Origin of the sequence: Pseudomonas kurunegalensis, from assembly GCF_030291635.1 — a bacterium.
GTDB classification, from domain to species: Bacteria; Pseudomonadota; Gammaproteobacteria; order Pseudomonadales; family Pseudomonadaceae; genus Aquipseudomonas; species Aquipseudomonas monteilii.
Window position 1 is genome coordinate 4,532,169 of sequence record NZ_CP127871.1, and the last position, 18,344, is coordinate 4,550,512.

Below are 18,344 nucleotides of genomic sequence, written 5' to 3' on the forward strand. Positions count from 1 at the left end.
AACAGTGTGAAAACGGCTGACCTGCGGGCTACCCCCGTCATCACGTTTTCACACTGTCCAAGTGCCCCTCATCCCACGGGGTAACCCGTTACCACCCTGCCCAACACGCACGCGACAGACTGGAAGCTTCCCACACACTGGAGGCCCCATGTCGAGTCAGTCCTACCTCAGCGCTGCCGATAAAGAAAAAATCCTCGCACTCACGCCTGACGAAGCCCTCACCGCCAGTGAGATTTCCGGGGTGCAAGACCTGGCCACTTCGCTGAACGATCATTTCGATCAGGCATTCGGCCTGGATCCGCTGTTTGCAAAAGCACTCTCGGATGAAGCGCTTGAAAACACCCTCGCTACAGCGTTGAGCAGCGACAGCGCACGGCAATACCTCAATCATTTCCTCGGCCGCGACGCCTCCATGCCGGCGACCGCGAGCGATTGTGCACTGCTCTATGAGACCTTGGCGGCACAGCTGATCGTAGAGACGGGCGCTACCATCCACCCTGAATCGAGGCCCGAATCGCACCTCGATGCGCCTTATGCAGTTTGCAGCCTTGCCCAGACACTCTGGCACCAAAAGCCACTCAAGCACGCAAACGCCTATGTCGTAGCGGCATTGTTGCTACGTGGCAAACGGGCCGGTTCGCCGCCGCTACGCCCATGGCAACCGCCGCTCGCCGTTGATGACTACCTCGACCTCCCTGCCCTGGCCGAGCATGTATTCAAGCGGGCGCCCAATCAGAGCCTGTTCGAAAAGCTGCTCAATGAAATACAGGCGCCGTTTTATTACCAAGGCTCGCGATATCGGCCACCCACAGCACGTGAGCGCAAGGCAGGCAAGCTGCCAAACCCGCATGGGCGCATCAGCCTTGCCGGCTCGGCCCTGAACGCCCCGGCAGGACAAGTGCTCGATGCTCTGCTCGGCTCCTTGGCCTTCGACCGCCTGGCAAGGCGCCTGGCAACTGCGGTGCAATGGGATACCTCCCCCGCAAATGCCCCCTTGTACCGCGCCCTGGCGGAGCAAACGCTGATTGATGCGCTCTACCCTGCGCACCAACGCCGCCCAGGCCACATACTGGGCTTCGAACTGTTCAACGAACACAACAAGTACGTATACCTGCGCGAGATTCGCCTCGACCTGATCAATAGCCTGCACGCTCATCTCGGCGGTGCACCCGCCATGGCAGAGCTTGCCGCCGAACTGCTGATACGCCGCTTTGCCCCGGAACTGCTCATCGACGATGATCCCGACGACTATTTGCATGACCACGATCTACGGTGGGCCAACCTGCGCCAGGGTGCCTACCTGCTGCTGGAAAAAAACCACCCCGTAACGTTCTTTGCCGCAGAGCAAGCCACCCAGTGGCCCGAAAAGGACAACCTGGCATTCGAAACAGCCCTGGCCACGACTGTCGTCGAGTGGGCGCAATTACACGGGTTTCTCGAAGAAACTCGCCCCTGGCCTGAATCGCAATGCCAGTTGGCGTATGACCACTACCTCAACGCCTGGGACCAGGAAAGCCTGCGTGACCTGCCTGACCGTTTCGCGCTGGCCAAAGAGGCGCTGCAGCAAGCGGGTTTTGCCCCCGACGGCTACAACGTGGACAACCAACTGCACCTCAACGCTTATCTGGATCATGGTGCCGGCTACAAGCACAGCACGTTACCCGATGCCACGGCACTCTACGACCGCGAGTTCCAGGCTTGGTACCAACGGGCTCAAGCCACTTACGAAGAGATCATGTACCGTTTGCTGCGGCATCTTCCGCAAACGGATCGGGAGCGCCTGCAAGACAGCACCTGGAGCTGTCACTGCGTGACGTGGCCCGTGTACATCGGCCCTGTCAAAGGCGCCGTGCCCAGCTACGGCGACTCACCTGAAGCAGACTGGCATGCAGAAACGGGTACGCAGGGCATCCTCGTCTACCTCCCCGGCGACACCTGCGACTTCCTCTACGAGCTGTTCCCCGAACACCTGAAGTGGCGCCGCCACACCCTTGCCACAACATCACGGGAAGCGTGGGCCGAAAACTTCGGCTTCCGGTACCGCGACTACAACGACATCGATATTCCTTGGCTGGCCAGCCCTTGGCCGAAAACCGCACGGCTGATCGATGCGCCGGCAAATGACCGCTTGCACGCCTTGGTGCGCTGTTACGCCCAGACCGTAGCCCTCGCCAACCGCGATGCGCTGTACAACAGCGGCAAAGGCACAACGCCCCATGAACATTTCCTTGCCGAGCGGCGCAAAGACAGCACGGGACGCTACCTGTTCAAGCTGCTCTCCAACCTCGTGCCCGGGCTGGGCTGCTTCGATGTCCGCAACGCTGGTGAAGCCCTGTCCTGCGGGCTGGACGCACTCGGTACGCTGGGCAGTGCATTTACTTTGGGGGGGCGAGTCATCAAGCCGCTAGCCAGGCTTTATGGCTCAGCAGGCAGGCACGCAATTCTCATGCGCCTCGGGATGCTAAAAGCTGCCAGGCACTGGAAGGGCAAGCCGTTAGCCAACACGCTGAATCAACATGGGGCAGCCCCCAAGCACTGGGCGGGCACCCCGGGTGCGGACGCCGCTACGAAACTTTCCGAAGCGGTTCCACTGCATAAATTGCTGCCCGGCCAGAAACCCGATGTGATCAGCCTTCTGCTGGGCGAAGGTGACGATATCACCCGAGCGTGGGACCGGGCTTCCAACCCGTTCGTCTTCCCCGTATTCATCGGGCGCGACCCGAACGTTGTCGATGTGATCGTCAATGGTGTTGCCTACCGACATAGGATCGGGCAACCCGCCGGCACCGCCCAGCGCATGCGACAGGCACCTCTGCGCTGGTCGCAAGACCCGGCCCTGCAGCCAAGCCCTTACCCCGATGCTCCACCACAGGGCATCGCTCTGCACTTGGCGCCCATCGCCAATCAGGCAGGCACCCCGGCATACGGCCAGCACGTGAGCCGGGCATTCGAGAGCGTGCGCATCGAGCCCCAGCCGATCATCTACCGGGCACCTGGCGCGAACAGCGACAGCGTGGCACAGGTAATGGTGCGGGATAATCAGCTGGTGCAATACACGGCGGAGGTTGTTTCGCAAAAAGGTCATCTTCGCCCTACCGGGCGCATGATCCTCAAACCGCTTAGCGACGAGGAGGCCCATGCGATGGGGCTGCTCAACCCTCCCAGCTTTTATAACGAGGGCGTGCTCGGCTACCCGGTTTCCGAACCCTGGTTCGGGCTGCCTGCCGACATGTCGCACGGTGAGGTCGCCCTCTTCACCGGTTACTGCCCAACCGTGCGGCTGGGCAGGCTGACCCGGGGCCTTGCTGACCGGCGTACGCTGCGCGGCGCACGTGTCGAATACCTTGATGGCGATTGGCTGATGGTCGAAGCTGATACCGGTATCTTCTATGGCACACCCTTTGACTTCGACGCTTGGCTAAGCAGCCAGACAACAGCATTGCAGCAAGGCACGCTGACCCCAACCCGTTACCCAGTCCCGCCAGAACATTCACGCCTGACCTTCACCCGGGTCACCGACCTGACTGCCATCGCCCAATACCTCGATGTCAGCGAAACCTACCGCATCGTGGCCTCCAGGGCGAACCTGCAGCAGGACATCGACAACATCGCCGGCCTCCTGCGGGACTGGATAACCTACCGGCGACGCACAAGCCCAACTCCGACCCCTGAGGCATTCAGCCAGGCATTAGACTCGCTGGAAGAGGCGCACTATCCCGAGTTTGCACGGAACATCCTGACGTCCCCACGTGCGCAGGATCACCTGGCCGGTTTCACGCTGGACGACGTGATCGGGTTGAACAAACACATCATTCCCGACTTCCATTACCTGGGCATGCTCAACGCCGTTGATACGTTGCACATTAACGGTGTGCTCAATCGGCTGTTACCGGCCTCAGGCGTGCGCGCATCCTATACGCCTATGACAGTCGCAGATATGCTCTCTGAAGCCGGCAAGAATCAATTGAGGCAACACCTGTCTGGTGCCAACTTCGCATTCGCAACGGTCACATTCAAGAACGGCAAGCGCCGTGTGTACTTCTCGCTGTCCGGCGGCAAGGCCAGGCAGAAGATCATGATCGAGCCCCCTCCAGGCGCCACGCAGCCTCCTATTGACTACATCGATGCACGCGCACGCATGCATGGCTTACTCCCGGACCCACGCTTTACCCATCTGCCCGTCCTGCGTCGCGCAGACAAGCTGATGATCAAGAACCATCGACGCCACCTGGACTCCGAGCGCCTGATCGCCTCTACGATCAACCAGGACTTGCTCACCCAGAGCAGCGATGTGGCCAGCATCAAGGTTTTCACCCTGATGGACACGTGCCGCTCCTGTGGTGGCTACGTACTGCCTCGCTTGCGCCTCGATTATCCAGATGCCGACTTCAGCGTGAGCTGGTTGCTGCCATACAACAACGGCTGATTGCCTCCGGCTGGGTGACAGCGGCCAAACCTGCCGCAGTCACCCCGCGTGCAAACCTTCATCCACAGAACCCTGTACAAGGCTATGATCAGCCGCTACTCGCTTTACCGCTCCAGGACCCCTCATGCCCAAGCAGCAGCCTTCATCTCTGGCAATCAGTGCCCAAGTGGTCTCGATTGTGCTGTTCACCTTCATCGGCTACCTCAACATCGGCATCCCGCTGGCCGTGTTGCCCGGCTATGTGCACAACGACCTCGGCTTCAGCGCCGTGGTCGCGGGCCTCGTGATCAGCGTGCAGTACCTCGCCACGCTGCTCAGCCGCCCTACTGCCAGCCGCATCATCGACAACCACGGCAGCAAGAAGGCGGTCATGTATGGCCTTGCAGGCTGCGGGCTTAGCGGGATATTCATGCTGGCCTGCGCCTTCCTCACCCATCTGCCCTGGCTGAGCCTGGTCTGCCTGCTGGTCGGCCGACTAGCGCTAGGCAGCGCCGAAAGCCTGGTGGGTTCGGGCGCGATTGGCTGGGGCATCGGCCGGGTGGGCGCCGAAAACACCGCCAAGGTCATCTCCTGGAACGGCATCGCCAGCTATGGCGCACTGGCCGTCGGTGCACCGCTGGGCGTGCTGATGGTCAAGAGCCTGGGGCTGTGGAGCATGGGCGTCAGCATCATCCTGCTGTGCACCTTCGGCCTGCTGCTGGCCTGGCCCAGGCAGGCTGCGCCCATCGTCAGCGGTGTACGCCTGCCGTTTCTGCAAGTGCTGGGCAAGGTGTTCCCGCATGGCTCGGGGCTGGCGCTGGGCTCGATCGGCTTTGGCACCATCGCCACGTTCATCACCTTGTACTACGCCAGCCGCGGCTGGGCCAATGCCGCGCTGACCTTGAGCCTGTTCGGCGCCAGCTTCATCAGTGCGCGGCTGCTGTTTGGCAACCTGATCAACCGCATTGGCGGATTCCGGGTGGCGATTGCCTGCCTGTCGGTGGAAACACTGGGGTTGTTGATGCTGTGGCTGGCGCCCAGCGCCGAGTTGGCCTTGGCAGGGGCAGCGCTTAGCGGGTTTGGCTTCTCGCTGGTGTTCCCGGCGCTGGGTGTGGAGGCAGTGAATCAGGTGTCGGCAGCCAACCGTGGGGCGGCGGTGGGGGCGTATTCGCTGTTCATTGATTTGTCACTGGGGGTGACTGGGCCACTGGTGGGCGCGGTGGCGGCGGGGTTCGGGTTTGCTTCGATGTTTCTGTTTGCGGCGGGCGCGGCGGGTTGTGGGCTGGTGTTGAGCTTGTATTTGTACAAGCAGGCGCGACGACATCGAGATCATTAAAAGCCGGGGGCGCTTTGCGCCCCTTTCGCGACACAAGGCCGCTCCTACAGGGGTACGCGATCCCTTGTAGGAGCGGCCTTGTGTCGCGATGGGCTGCAAAGCAGCCCCCGAGGCCCTGAAGATTAACGCTGGGCGTACTGCAACACCACTTCCAGCGGATGGCGCATCTTGCGCTCGGTCATGCGCTTGACCTGGCTGCGGCACGAGTAACCGGTCGCCAGGGGCTCCCCTTCCTTATCCAGCTTGGTCGCCCAGCTTTGCTCGAAGATGGTTCGCGATGTCTCCTGGTTACGCGCCTCGTGGCCGTAGGTCCCCGACATACCGCAGCACCCCGTCGCCTCGGTCACCAGCTTCAGGCCCAGGCGGGCAAACACCTGCTCCCACTGTTTGGTACTGGCCGGCACGTTGGTCTTCTCGGTGCAGTGCGCCATCAGGCGGAAGTTGCCCGGTGCGGTCGGCGCCTGCTCGGGCAGCACGTCCATCAGCCATTCCTGCGGCAACAGCACCTTCGGGCAACCGTCCAGCCCCGGCACTTTCTGGTACTCCTGGCGGTACACCAGGGTCATCGCCGGGTCCAGCCCCACCAGAGGTACACCACAGTCGGCCAAGGCCTTGAGCTGGGTAGCGTTACGGATCGCCGCCTTGGCGAACGCCCCCAGGAAGCCCTGTACATGCAAAGGCTTGCCGTTGGCACTGTAAGGCGCCAGGAATACCCGGTGGCCCAGGCGGTGGGCCAGGTCGATGAAGGCTGACAGGAGCGGGGTCTCGAAATAGCGGGTGAAGGCATCCTGCACCAGCACGATGCTGCGCTCGCGCTGGGCCGGGGTCAGTTCACGCAGGGCCGGCACGCTGGCCACGCCGACACGGCAACGGGTCAGCGTGGCCTGGAAGTTGAAGCGGCTGATCAGCGGGCTGTCGACCATGCCAATGTTGTCGGCCAGCAGCTTGCTGACCCACTTTGACCCCATGACCGCGTTGTACAGGCCCGGTGCGTGGGCCAGGTACGGGATGGTGAATTCCAGCGAGCCGATCAGGTAGTCACGCAGCGGGCGCTGATAGCGGCCGTGGTACAGCTCGAGGAAGCGCGAACGGAAGTCCGGCACGTTGACTTTGATCGGGCACTGCCCGGCGCACGACTTGCACGCCAGGCAGCCGGCCATGGCGTCGTACACTTCATGGGAGAAATCTTCCTGCCCCTGGCTGCGGGCGCGGTTGTTGCGCAGGCGTGTCGGCAGGCCCTTGAGCCACGACACCTTGTTGCGGGCTGCGGCCAACACGTCGATGTTTGCTTCGCCTTGCAGGCGCAGCCACTCGCGCATCAGCGAGGCGCGGCCCTTGGGCGAATGCTGGCGTTCGCGGGTGGCCTTCCACGACGGGCACATGGCGTCGTTGGGGTCGTAGTTGTAGCAGGCGCCGTTGCCGTTGCAGTGCACGGCACTGGGGAAGTCCTGCCACACGCGCTCGTCGATGGTGCGGTCGAGGTCGCCGCGCAGGGTTACGCCATCGACCGGGGTCAGGCCCTCGGCACTGCCCAGCGGTGTGCAGATCTTGCCGGGGTTGAGCTGGTTGTGCGGGTCGAAGGCGCCTTTCAGGCGCTGCAGCGCCGGGTACAGCGCACCGAAGTACTCCGGCACGTATTCCGAACGCAGGCCTTTGCCGTGCTCGCCCCACAGCAGGCCGCCATAGCTTTTGGTCAGCGCGGCCACGGCGTCGGAAATCGGCTTCACCAGCGCGGCCTGGGCCGGGTCCTTCATGTCCAGCGCCGGGCGCACATGCAGCACACCAGCATCGACGTGGCCGAACATGCCATAGGCCAGGCCGTAACCGTCCAGCAGGGCGCGGAAGTCGGCGATGTAGTCGGCCAGTTGCTCTGGCGGTACCGCCGTGTCTTCCACGAACGGCTGCGGGCGCACCTCACCCTCGACGTTACCCAGCAAGCCCACCGAACGCTTGCGCATCACGTAGACGCGGGTCACCGCCTCGGCGCCTTCAGCCAGCGTATGCCCCAGGCGTTCGACACTGGTATCCGCCTGCAAGTGCTCGACGAAGGCTTGCACCCGGGCGTTGACCTCAGCCGGCTCATCGCCGCAGAACTCCACCAGGTTGATACCCAGGGTCGGGCGGTCGGGGTCGGCCGGGAAGTACTCGGCAACGCTGTGCCAGACGATGTCCTTCATCGCCAGCATCAGCACCTTGGAGTCGACGGTCTCGATCGACAGCGGCTTGTGCGCCATCAGCGCATTGGCATCACGCAGCGCATCCATGAAGCTGGTGTAGCGCACGTTCACCAGCACCGCATATTTGGGGATCGGCAGCACGTTGAGCTTGGCTTCCACCACATAGCCCAGCGAACCTTCGGCACCACACAGCACGCTGTTGAGGTTGAAGCGGCCCTGCTCGTCGCGCAGGTGCGCCAGGTCATAGCCGGTCAGGCAGCGGTTCAGCTTGGGGAAGGTGGTTTCGATCAGTTCGGCCTGGGTTTCCTGGATCTCCCGGGCCATGCGGTACACCTCGCCGACCCGGCCGGGCGCGGCACAGGCCTGTTCCAGCGCGGCATCGTCGATTGGCAGGCTGTGCAGGCGCTCGCCGCCAAGCAGCACGCTGTGCAGCTCCAGCACATGGTCACGGGTTTTGCCGTAGGTGCAGCTGCCTTGGCCACTGGCGTCGGTGTTGATCATGCCGCCGACAGTGGCACGGTTGGAGGTGGACAGCTCAGGGGCGAAGAACAGCCCGTGCGGCTTGAGCGCGGCATTGAGCTGGTCCTTGACCGTACCGGACTGCACCCGCACCCAACGTTCCTCGACATTGATTTCGAGGATCTTGTTCATATGACGCGACAGGTCGACGACGATGCCGTCGGTCAGCGACTGGCCATTGGTGCCGGTGCCACCGCCGCGCGGGGTCAGCTTGACGTCCTGGAAGCGCGCCTCGCCCATCAGTGTGGCGACCCGCGCCACATCGTCGGCATCCAGCGGGAACACTGCGGCCTGGGGCAAGCGCTGGTAAATCGAGTTGTCGGTGGCCAACACCGTGCGGGTGCCATAGTCGGCACTGATCTGGCCACGGAAGCCGCTGTTGCGCAGGGCTTCGAGGAATTCGGGGTAGTTGGCGCTCGGTGCAACGGTCGGCAGCTGGGCGATCATCGAAGGATGGCCTCTTGATATTGGCTAATTCACGGGATTCCTGTCGCTCCGGCATGGGTTGATGCATGCAGGGATGACGTATAGGCCAATGTTCCTGTAGTTTCGCTTCAGGGGCAAACGGATAATCCTGCCGCTATCAATGACTTTTATGAATGAATTACCGCCATCTGACACCGTCCATGTCGCTGCTGCTGGCATTCGAGGCCGCCGCCCGGCATGAAAGCTACACCCGCGCCGCCGCCGAACTGTCGCTGACGCAAAGCGCGGTCAGCCGCCAGGTGCAGGCGCTGGAACAGCAACTGGGCCTCACCTTGTTCCGCCGCGAAGGCCGCCAGGTACAGCTGACGGATGTCGGTCGCCTGTACCAGCGCGAGCTCAGCGAGGCGCTGGGGCGCATCCGCAGTGCCACCTTGCAGGCGCTGGCGTATCAGTCGGGGGTCGGCACCTTGCGCCTGGCCACCCTGCCAACGTTCGGCTCGAAATGGCTGTTGCCACGGCTGCATGCGTTCTACAGCGCCCACCCGGGCATGCTGGTGCACATTCATTCACGCATCGAAGCCATCAACTTCGACACCAGCGAAATCGACGCCGCCATCGGTGTGGCCAGCCACGACCTCCCGGGGCTGATCTGCCATCGCCTGCATGCAGAGGAACTGGTGGTGATCCTGCCACCGGAGGCTGGGGCCGACAGCCAGGGCTGGAGCCCCGCACGGATCAGTGAAGAGGTGCTGTTGAATGTGGCCAACAACCCGCATGCCTGGGGCGAGTGGTTCTCGCACCATGGCCTGCCGCACCGGGCCATGCGCCTGGGGCCGAGCTTCGAGCTGACCTCGCACCTGATCCAGGCGGTGCGGGCCGGGATTGGTATCGGCCTGGTGCCGCGTATTCTGGTGGAAGAGGAATTGGCCAAGGGTGAGCTGTACAGCCCGGGGGTGGCGTTTGCCAGCCAGCGTAGTTATTACCTGATCTACCCGCCGCGCAATGAGGCCTTGCCTTCTTTGCGGGCATTCAGGGGCTGGTTACTGGAGCAGATCTGATTTTTCCTGTGCCGGCCTCTTCGCGGGTTTACCCGCGAAAGGGCCGGGACAGGCAACAAAAAACCCGAAGCCAGTCACCTGACTTCGGGTTTTTGCATACGGTCTTGAGTTGCTTACTTGGCTACGTGACCCGCAGCCCCACCGGCATTCACTCGGCGGCGCGGCTTGACCATGTAGACCACAAACATCCCGAACAGCCAAACCGGCATTACGTACACCGAAACCTGAATACCCGGAATCATCAGCATGATGCCGAGGATCAGCACCACGAAGGCCAGCACGACGTAGTTGCCGTACGGGTACCACAGCGCCTTGAACAGCGGTTTCTGGCCGGTACGGTCCAGGTGCTGGCGGAACTTCAGGTGCGAATAGCTGATCATCGCCCAGTTGATCACCAGGGTCGCCACCACCAGCGACATCAGCAGCTCCAGGGCATTCTGCGGCATCAGGTAGTTAAGCAGTACGGCCACGAAGGTAACGGCAGCCGACACCAGGATCGAACGCACAGGCACGCCACGCTTGTCGACCTTGGCCAGCGACGCCGGGGCATCGCCCTGCTCGGCCATACCCAGCAGCATGCGCGCGTTGCAGTAGGTGCCACTGTTGTACACCGACAGCGCGGCTGTCAGGACCACGAAGTTCAGCAAGTGGGCAGCAACGTCACTGCCCAGCAGCGAGAACACTTGCACGAACGGGCTGCTGCCATAGCTGCCACCCGAGGCATCGATGCTGGCGACCAGGTTGTCCCATGGCGTCAACGACAGCAATACCACCAAGGCGCCTACGTAGAAAATCAGGATGCGCCAGATGACCTGGTTGATCGCCTTGGGGATCACGGTCTTCGGCTTGTCCGCTTCGGCAGCAGTGAAACCGAGCATTTCCAGGCCACCGAAGGAGAACATGATGAACGCCAGGGCCATCACCAGCCCGCTGACACCGTTCGGGAAGAAGCCACCGTGGGACCACAGGTTGGCGATGGTGGCATCCGGCCCGCCGCTGCCGCTGGTGAGCAGGTAGGCACCCAGGCCAATCATGCTGACGATGGCCACGACCTTGATGATGGCGAACCAGAATTCGGCTTCACCGAAGAACTTCACGTTCATCAGGTTGATGGCGTTGATCAACACGAAGAACGCCGCCGCCGTGACCCAGGTCGGGATCTCCGGCCACCAGTAGTGGACATACTTGCCAACCGCCGAAAGCTCCGACATGCCCACCAGGATGTACAGCACCCAGCAGTTCCAGCCCGACAGGAAGCCGGCGAAGCCGCCCCAGTAGGTGTGGGCGAAGTGGCTGAACGAGCCGGCCACCGGCTCTTCGACAATCATCTCGCCAAGCTGGCGCATGATCATGAAGGCGATGAAGCCGCAGATGGCGTAGCCGAGGATCATCGACGGGCCGGCGGATTTCATCACGCCTGCCGAACCAAGGAACAGGCCGGTACCAATTGCACCACCCAGGGCGATCAACTGGATATGGCGGTTCTTCAGGCCCCGCTTGAGCTCGCCTGAATGCATGTTTTGTCCACTCATGAACGAAGTCACCTGCATTGTTTTTATCTGTGACGGAATCGGACCCACCGCGCTCGTGGCGCAGCGGAATGGGCAAGGTGGTTACCTTGGGTTTCTTGACCTCAGGTGCCGCCGAAGCGGGTCAACCAGGCGTGATCAAGAGTGCGCGGTACGCAAAAGGGTCACAGGTAAAACGCGGCGCACTGTATACCCCTGCAAGCGCGCAGGCGTCAACGCGTTGCGCTCTTCCATCCGGAAAAAACGCAGCGATCCTGTGGTATGGGCCTTCAAAGGCGGAGTGATCGGCGTACATGGCGCCTCCATTTGTTGTTTTGTCAGCCAGGCTCTGTGGACGGGCTCTTGCACACGGCAATGGCGGCTATAACACCGTGGGGACGGGGGTTTGGGCAAGGGTGGGCAAGGTGGAGGTGGCGGGTTTGGCACATCGGTGACGGCAAGGTTTGTTTACACGATTGGGGTAAATCTGGAATCAGGGCTGAAACCGGCCATATTTGTATAATTTTCTTTACAATCCGGTTCAAGAACTTGCCAGTCGTCAGAAAAATTCTTTTTGTTCAATATCTTGCCGTGCCCGCAAAATATCGCAGGCATAAAAAAACCAGCCCGAAGGCTGGTTTCTCATCACCACGCGGGCCGATCAGCCACGCGGTTTACCGCGACCACGGCCTGCCGGCTTGTCACCTTCAGGCTTGGCCGGACGCTTGCGCATTTCGCTCGGGCGCTCGGCCACCGTGCTGCCGCGGGTGTTTTTACGCGGAGCCTCTTCACGCGGCTGACGCGCCGGGCGTTCACCGGTAGCGGCACCTTCGTGGGCCGGGCGCAGGTTGCGCACACGCTCGCCACGGCCCAGCGGGCGGGTCGATTTGCGCTGCAGGCGCTCCATCTTGTCCTTGGCCTTGAGCTTCATGGCGGGCAGCGCAACCGGCTGCAGGCCCACTTCAGCGGCCAGGATGTCGATTTCGCCCTGGGTCATTTCACGCCAGCGGCCCATCGGCAGGTCGGAGTTGAGGAACACCGGGCCGAAACGCACGCGCTTCAGGCGGCTGACCACCATGCCCTGGGACTCCCACAGGCGACGCACCTCACGGTTACGGCCTTCCATCACCACACAGTGGTACCAGTGGTTGAAGCCTTCGCCACCCGGTGCCTTCTGGATGTCGGTGAACTTGGCCGGGCCGTCTTCCAGCATCACACCGGCTTTCAGGCGCTCGATCATTTCGTCATCGACTTCACCGCGCACACGTACCGCGTACTCACGGTCCATCTCGTAGGACGGGTGCATCAGGCGGTTGGCCAGTTCACCGTCGGTGGTGAACAGCAGCAGGCCGGTGGTGTTGATGTCGAGGCGGCCGATGTTGATCCAGCGGCCTTCTTTTGGCCGTGGCAGGCGATCGAACACGGTCGGGCGGCCTTCCGGGTCGTCACGGGTGCAGATTTCGCCATCGGGCTTGTTGTACATGATCACCCGGCGAGTGGCCTCGGCGGCCTCCTCACGCTTGATCAGCTTGCCGTCTACGGCAATGGCGTCATGCAGGTCGACGCGCTGGCCAAGGGTGGCCTCGACGCCGTTCACCTTGATGCGGCCCTGGCTGATCCAGGCTTCGACGTCACGGCGCGAACCCACGCCAATGCGTGCCAGCACTTTTTGCAGCTTTTCGCCGGATGGCGGGGTGATTTCGGTATCTTGCAGGTCTTGCTCACTCATCTGGGCACCTCCCGGTGTAAGAATGAAAACAGGTTTTTGGCGACGAGCGCGCCAAAAGGCCGCGCATCATACGCGGTTTGGCGAGGGAACGCACTGGAGGGTAGAGGGTTTTGTGGGCTTTGGCTGGGGTTTCTGCCTAATGGTGGTGTATGGGCAACAGCAGATCAGGGCTGTAACTTGCCCTCCTCTTCCACCGAGGCCTCAGGCTCTTCCTCGCGCAAATCATCAAAGTCGGTTTTCAACCCTTCTTCCATGGCATCCAGTTCCACCAGCAAGCTACGGAAGCTGGTTTCCTCCTTCGGCTCAACACCCTCTTCCTCCTCCCCAAGGCTGGCGTCTGCCAACGCCTGCAGGTGCGCCGGCACTGGCGCATCGTCCGGGTCGAGCAGTGGCTCCGGCTCCATCTCGCGCAGCTCGGCCAAGGCCGGCAGCTCATCCAGGCTCTTGAGGTTGAAGTGGTCAAGAAACGCCTTGGTGGTGGCAAACATCGCCGGCCGCCCGGGTACTTCGCGGTAGCCGACCACGCGAATCCACTCGCGCTCCATCATGGTCTTGATGATGTTGCTGTTCACCGCCACGCCCCGCACGTCCTCGATCTCGCCACGGGTGATGGGCTGGCGGTAGGCAATCAGCGCCAGGGTTTCGAGCAGCGCACGTGAATAGCGTTGCGGGCGCTCTTCCCACAGGCGCCCGACCCAGGGCGCATAGTCCTCGCGGATTTGCAGGCGGTAGCCGCTGGCCACTTCCTTGAGCTCGAACGCTCGGCCATTGCACGACTTGCCCAGCACGTCCAGGGCCTGCTTGAACACTTTGGGTTCTGGGCGCTCGGCCTCTTCGAACAGCTCGTACAGGCGCTCCAGCGACTGCGGTTTGCCCGACGCCAGCAAGAAAGCTTCGATCAGCGACGCCAGGTCGCGGGGGTCATTCAGGTTCATCAGGTTCTTCAACAAGCGCCGGGCGGAGCCGCACATGAATGGCGGCGAAAGGTTCATTCTGCACCAGTTCGATCAGCGATTCCTTCACCAGCTCGAGAATCGCCATGAAGGTGACCACCACGCCCAGCTTGCCCTCTTCGGCGGCAAACAACTCGACGAACGGCACGAAAGCACCGCCCTTGAGGCGCTCCAGCACCTGGCTCATGCGCTCGCGGGTAGACAGCGTTTCACGGGTGATCTGGTGGCTCTCGAACAGGTCGTTGCGGCGCATCACCTCGGCCATGGACACCAGCAACTCTTCCAGGCTGACTTGCGGCAACAGCTTGCGCACCTTGGCCTGCGGCGCCTCCAGGCGTGGCACCACCACGTCGCGGCCTACCCGTGGCAATTCATCGATGCCTTCGGCGGCGGCCTTGAAACGCTCGTACTCCTGCAGGCGGCGGATCAGTTCGGCGCGTGGGTCGCCCTCCTCTTCCTCGACATCGGCCGAACGCGGCAGCAGCATGCGCGACTTGATCTCGGCGAGCATGGCGGCCATCACCAGGTACTCGGCGGCCAGTTCAAGGCGCACGCTCTTCATCAGCTCCACGTAGCCCATGTACTGGCGGGTGATTTCCGCCACCGGGATGTCGAGAATGTCGATGTTCTGCTTGCGAATCAGGTACAGCAGCAGGTCCAGCGGCCCTTCGAAGGCTTCGAGGATGACTTCCAGCGCGTCCGGCGGGATGTACAGGTCCAGCGGCAGCTCGGTCAGGGCTTCGCCGTAGACCAGGGCCAACTGCAACTGCCGAGGCGCTTCGGCCTGTTCGGCCGATGCCTCGGGCATTTCCACCTGGCTCACGCGTTGACCAGGAACGGCGTGGGGTCGCCGCAGCCTTCGCGGATCAGCTCAGGCTCATCGCCGGACAGGTCGATGATGGTAGAGGCCTTGAGGTCGCCGAAGCCGCCATCGATCACCAGGTCGACGTGATGCTCCAGGCGCTCACGGATTTCGTAAGGGTCGGTCATGGGCTCGGTGTCGCCCGGCAGGATCAGGCTCACGCTCATCAACGGCTCGCCCAGTTCGGCCAGCAAGGCCAGGGTGATGGCATGGGCCGGCACCCGTAGCCCGATGGTGCGGCGTTTATCGTGCAACAGCAGGCGCGGCACTTCACGCGTGCCGTTGAGGATGAACGTGTAAGGCCCCGGCACATGCGCCTTGAGCAGGCGGAAGGTGCCGGTGTCGACCTTGGCGTACAACCCCAGCTGCGACATGTCGCAGCACATCAGGGTGAAGTTGTGCGTCTTGTCCAGCCCGCGCAGGCGCCGCACCCGTTCGATGGCCGCCTTGTCACCCATCTGGCAACCCAGTGCGTAAGCCGAATCCGTCGGGTACACCACCACACCGCCCTTGCGGATAATCTCGACGGCCTGCTTGATCAGGCGCTGCTGCGGGTTCTCCGGATGAATCTGGAAAAATTGGCTCACGTAGTCGTCCTGTTCATAGCGCCAAAGGCTGTTCATGGCTGAATCGACGCCACAGAGGTGGCAAGTCCTCGGGCAAAGGCCGATAGGCACCGATCTCGCCCCAGGTGCCGGGGCCGTGGAAGTCACTGCCAGCGCTTGCCAGCAGGCCGAACTCACGGGTAAGGATGGACATGGTGCCCACCTGCTCGGCCGGCATCATTCCGTTGACCACCTCAAGTGCCTGCCCGCCTGCCTGAATATAGTCGGCAATCAGCCGTCTGCGCTTGCTGCGGGTCAGATCGTAATGCATGGGGTGCGCCAGGCTCACCCACGCTTTGGACTGGCGCAGGGTGGCGACAGTTTCGTCGAGGGTCGGCCAGTGCTGCTTGACGTCGCCCAGCTTGCCGGCGCCCAGCCACTTGCGAAACGCTTCGCCACGGTCCTTGACGTGCCCGGCGCGCACCAGGTACTCGGCAAAATGCGGGCGCGCAGGGGCGTTGCCGCTGTCGCCCAGCTCGTGCTGCACGGCACGGGCGCCTTCGAGGGTGCCAGGCATGCCCTTGGCGGCCAGCCGTTTGTCGATTTCTTCGGCGCGCAGCCAGCGGCCACGGTGCAACGCTTCGATTGCCGCCAGCAAAGGCGGCGCGTCGAGCGGGAAGTCATAGCCCAGCACATGGATGGTCGCGCCACCCCAGGTGCACGACAGCTCGACGCCGCTAACCCAGCGCATGCCCCGCTCGATGCAGGCCTGGCGTGCTTCGGGCAGGCCTTCGATGGTGTCATGGTCGGTCAGTGCCAGCGTTTGCACCCCGTGCTCATGGGCCCGGGCAACCAGTACCGAGGGCGACAGGGCGCCGTCGGAGGCCGTGCTGTGACAGTGCAGATCAACATTCATGGAGGAGCGCTTTCGCTGGAATCGATGTTTGTTATTATGCCGTCACATCCCGATTCTGGCTGCCATTGTGAAACAATTCATCGATTTCATCCCGCTGCTGCTGTTCTTCATCGTCTACAAGCTGGACCCGCGCCCCCTGGAAGTCGCCGGCCACAGCTTCGAATTCGGCGGCATCTACAGCGCCACGGCCATGCTGATCATCAGCTCGCTGGTGGTGTACGGCGCGCTGTTCCTGCGCCAGCGCAAGCTTGAAAAGGGCCAGTGGCTGACCCTGGTGGCCTGCCTGGTGTTCGGCGGCCTGACCCTGACGTTCCACAGCGAAACCTTCCTGAAGTGGAAGGCGCCGGTGGTGAACTGGCTGTTCGCCCTGGGCTTTGCCGGCAGCCACTTCATCGGTGACCGGGTGCTGATCAAGCGCATCATGGGCCACGCGCTGACCTTGCCCGATGCCATCTGGGCGCGCCTGAACGTGGCCTGGATTGCCTTTTTCCTGTTCTGCGGCGCGGCCAACCTGTTCGTCGCCTTCACCTTCCAGGACTTCTGGGTGGACTTCAAGGTGTTCGGCAGCCTGGGCATGACCGTGATCTTCCTGGTGGCGCAAGGCGTGTACCTGTCGCGCCACCTGCACGACGACCCTTCTACCTCCAAACCCAAGGATTGACATGCTCTACGCCATCATCGCCAGCGACGTCGCAAACTCCCTGGAAAAACGCCTGGCCGCCCGCCCGGCGCATATCGAACGCTTGCAGCAGCTCAAGGCCGAAGGCCGCGTCGTGCTGGCCGGCCCGCACCCGGCCATCGACAGCAACGACCCGGGCGAAGCGGGTTTCAGCGGTAGCCTGATCGTTGCCGAGTTCGAAACCCTGGCTGCGGCGCAGGCTTGGGCCGATGCCGATCCGTACATTGCTGCGGGTGTGTACGACAAGGTGGTGGTCAAGCCGTTCAAGCAAGTGCTGCCTTGATCTGAGACCGCGTCGCCTGCTTCGCGGGCGACACGGTAGAGGCAGTTACACAGTTGCCATCAGTCTGCGGTATCTTTGCCACTGGCGGGCCGAATAGCCGCCGTCATTGGTTGAATTGAGTGAGTCATGAGCGAGCTGTTACTGATTGATGATGACCAGGAGCTGTGCGAGCTGCTCGGCAGCTGGCTGACCCAGGAAGGGTTCACCGTACGTGCCTGCCACGATGGCCAGAGCGCACGCCAGGCCCTGGCCGAACACGCCCCGGCTGCTGTCGTGCTGGACGTGATGCTGCCCGATGGCAGCGGCCTGGAACTGCTCAAGCAGTTGCGCAGCGAACATACCGAACTGCCGGTATTGATGCTCTCCGCCCGTGGCGAGCCGCTGGACCGCATCCTTGGCCTCGAACTGGGTGCCGACGACTACCTGGCCAAACCCTGCGACCCACGTGAACTCACCGCCCGCCTGCGTGCCGTACTGCGCCGCAGCCACCCCACCGCCACCACCAGCCAGGTGGAGCTGGGCGACCTGGTGTACAGCCCTGCCCGTGGCGTGGCCAGTATCGATGGCCGCGAAATGACCCTGACCCTGTCCGAAAGCCGCATTCTCGAAGCGCTGCTGCGCCAGCCCGGCGAGCCGCTGGACAAGCAGGAGCTGGCGCAGATCGGCCTGGGCCGCAAGCTGACCCTGTACGACCGCAGCCTGGACATGCATGTCAGCAACCTGCGCAAGAAGATTGGCCCCCACGCCGATGGCCGGCCACGCATCGTGGCGTTGCGCAGCCGTGGCTATTACTACTGCCTGTAAATAGCTCCAAGCTACGAGCTGCAAGCTACAAGAAAGAGCAAGATCGCAATCGGCTTCACTTGCAGCTTGAGGCTTGGAACTTGAAGCTGTTCTTTACCGAGCCTTTACCATCCCCTGACTGCGCTTGACGGTGATCTCCCTAGA

At 62.6% G+C, this 18,344-nt stretch carries 13 protein-coding genes; 6 read left to right on the plus strand and 7 right to left on the minus strand.

Annotation, left to right across the window (positions count from 1 at the left end; translation table 11 throughout):
* The first annotated feature begins 148 nt into the window (after positions 1-148).
* Positions 149-4,426: a deaminase domain-containing protein gene (locus tag QQ992_RS20640; RefSeq protein ID WP_286110867.1), complete on the plus strand. Its 4,278-nt coding sequence runs from the start codon at positions 149-151 to the stop codon at positions 4,424-4,426.
* A 124-nt stretch (positions 4,427-4,550) separates the two neighbouring features.
* Complete coding sequence (locus QQ992_RS20645; protein WP_286110868.1) at positions 4,551-5,741, plus strand: MFS transporter; 1,191 nt, start codon at positions 4,551-4,553, stop codon at positions 5,739-5,741.
* Between the two features lie 122 nt (positions 5,742-5,863).
* Here the strand turns inward: QQ992_RS20645 and ydiJ are convergent, their stop codons facing one another.
* Positions 5,864-8,884 carry a D-2-hydroxyglutarate dehydrogenase YdiJ gene (gene ydiJ / locus QQ992_RS20650; RefSeq protein ID WP_286110869.1) on the minus strand — a complete coding sequence of 1,007 codons (3,021 nt, stop codon included), beginning with the start codon at positions 8,882-8,884 and terminating at the stop codon, positions 5,864-5,866.
* Positions 8,885-9,036: 152 nt separating this feature from the next.
* Here ydiJ and QQ992_RS20655 point away from each other — a divergent pair, with 152 nt between their 5' ends.
* Positions 9,037-9,921, plus strand: a complete 885-nt coding sequence (locus QQ992_RS20655; protein WP_105946048.1) for a LysR substrate-binding domain-containing protein — start codon at positions 9,037-9,039, stop codon at positions 9,919-9,921.
* 113 nt (positions 9,922-10,034) lie between these two features.
* Here QQ992_RS20655 and QQ992_RS20660 read toward each other — a convergent pair whose 3' ends face one another.
* The 6 genes from QQ992_RS20660 to QQ992_RS20685 form a co-directional block, all read right to left on the minus strand.
* Positions 10,035-11,453 (minus strand): amino acid permease, encoded by a 1,419-nt coding sequence (locus tag QQ992_RS20660; RefSeq protein ID WP_286110870.1) that lies wholly within the window; start codon positions 11,451-11,453, stop codon positions 10,035-10,037.
* Between the two features lie 637 nt (positions 11,454-12,090).
* On the minus strand, positions 12,091-13,158 hold the full coding sequence (gene rluB / locus QQ992_RS20665) for a 23S rRNA pseudouridine(2605) synthase RluB (protein WP_012273579.1): 1,068 nt from the start codon (positions 13,156-13,158) through the stop codon (positions 12,091-12,093).
* Between the two features lie 164 nt (positions 13,159-13,322).
* Positions 13,323-14,093: an SMC-Scp complex subunit ScpB gene (scpB, locus tag QQ992_RS20670; protein WP_286110871.1), complete on the minus strand. Its 771-nt coding sequence runs from the start codon at positions 14,091-14,093 to the stop codon at positions 13,323-13,325.
* The gene (locus QQ992_RS20675; protein ID WP_491016144.1) at positions 14,080-14,934 is read right to left on the minus strand and encodes a segregation and condensation protein A; all 855 of its coding nucleotides are present in this window, start codon (positions 14,932-14,934) and stop codon (positions 14,080-14,082) included. The genes scpB and QQ992_RS20675 overlap by 14 nt, the downstream gene beginning before the upstream one ends.
* Positions 14,931-15,560, minus strand: a complete 630-nt coding sequence (locus tag QQ992_RS20680; protein ID WP_033693405.1) for an L-threonylcarbamoyladenylate synthase — start codon at positions 15,558-15,560, stop codon at positions 14,931-14,933. The genes QQ992_RS20675 and QQ992_RS20680 overlap by 4 nt, the downstream gene beginning before the upstream one ends.
* 13 nt (positions 15,561-15,573) lie before the next feature.
* Positions 15,574-16,434, minus strand: a complete 861-nt coding sequence (locus QQ992_RS20685; protein ID WP_105946044.1) for a PHP domain-containing protein — start codon at positions 16,432-16,434, stop codon at positions 15,574-15,576.
* 67 nt (positions 16,435-16,501) lie between these two features.
* Between QQ992_RS20685 and QQ992_RS20690 the strand changes: the two genes are divergently transcribed.
* The 3 genes from QQ992_RS20690 to QQ992_RS20700 all read left to right on the plus strand — a co-directional run bounded on the left by QQ992_RS20690 (position 16,502) and on the right by QQ992_RS20700 (position 18,200).
* Positions 16,502-17,095 (plus strand): septation protein A, encoded by a 594-nt coding sequence (locus QQ992_RS20690; RefSeq protein ID WP_016711865.1) that lies wholly within the window; start codon positions 16,502-16,504, stop codon positions 17,093-17,095.
* Position 17,096: 1 nt separating this feature from the next.
* Positions 17,097-17,396, plus strand: coding sequence for a YciI family protein (locus QQ992_RS20695; protein WP_110741629.1), 300 nt, complete (start codon positions 17,097-17,099; stop codon positions 17,394-17,396).
* A 126-nt stretch (positions 17,397-17,522) separates the two neighbouring features.
* The gene (locus QQ992_RS20700) at positions 17,523-18,200 is read left to right on the plus strand and encodes a response regulator transcription factor (RefSeq protein WP_060497458.1); all 678 of its coding nucleotides are present in this window, start codon (positions 17,523-17,525) and stop codon (positions 18,198-18,200) included.
* Positions 18,201-18,344: the final 144 nt, after the last annotated feature.

Bases quoted from the DNA above. Each gene is read 5' to 3' on its own strand.
- QQ992_RS20655 (WP_105946048.1), top strand. From the start codon at position 9,037: ATGAATTACCGCCATCTGACACCGTCCATGTCGCTGCTGCTGGCATTC.
- rluB (WP_012273579.1), bottom strand. From the start codon at position 13,158: ATGAGTGAGCAAGACCTGCAAGATACCGAAATCACCCCGCCATCCGGC.
- QQ992_RS20640 (WP_286110867.1), top strand. From the start codon at position 149: ATGTCGAGTCAGTCCTACCTCAGCGCTGCCGATAAAGAAAAAATCCTC.
- QQ992_RS20700 (WP_060497458.1), top strand. From the start codon at position 17,523: ATGAGCGAGCTGTTACTGATTGATGATGACCAGGAGCTGTGCGAGCTG.
- QQ992_RS20645 (WP_286110868.1), top strand. From the start codon at position 4,551: ATGCCCAAGCAGCAGCCTTCATCTCTGGCAATCAGTGCCCAAGTGGTC.
- QQ992_RS20660 (WP_286110870.1), bottom strand. From the start codon at position 11,453: ATGAGTGGACAAAACATGCATTCAGGCGAGCTCAAGCGGGGCCTGAAG.
- QQ992_RS20685 (WP_105946044.1), bottom strand. From the start codon at position 16,434: ATGAATGTTGATCTGCACTGTCACAGCACGGCCTCCGACGGCGCCCTG.
- scpB (WP_286110871.1), bottom strand. From the start codon at position 14,093: ATGAACCTGAATGACCCCCGCGACCTGGCGTCGCTGATCGAAGCTTTC.
- ydiJ (WP_286110869.1), bottom strand. From the start codon at position 8,884: ATGATCGCCCAGCTGCCGACCGTTGCACCGAGCGCCAACTACCCCGAA.
- QQ992_RS20695 (WP_110741629.1), top strand. From the start codon at position 17,097: ATGCTCTACGCCATCATCGCCAGCGACGTCGCAAACTCCCTGGAAAAA.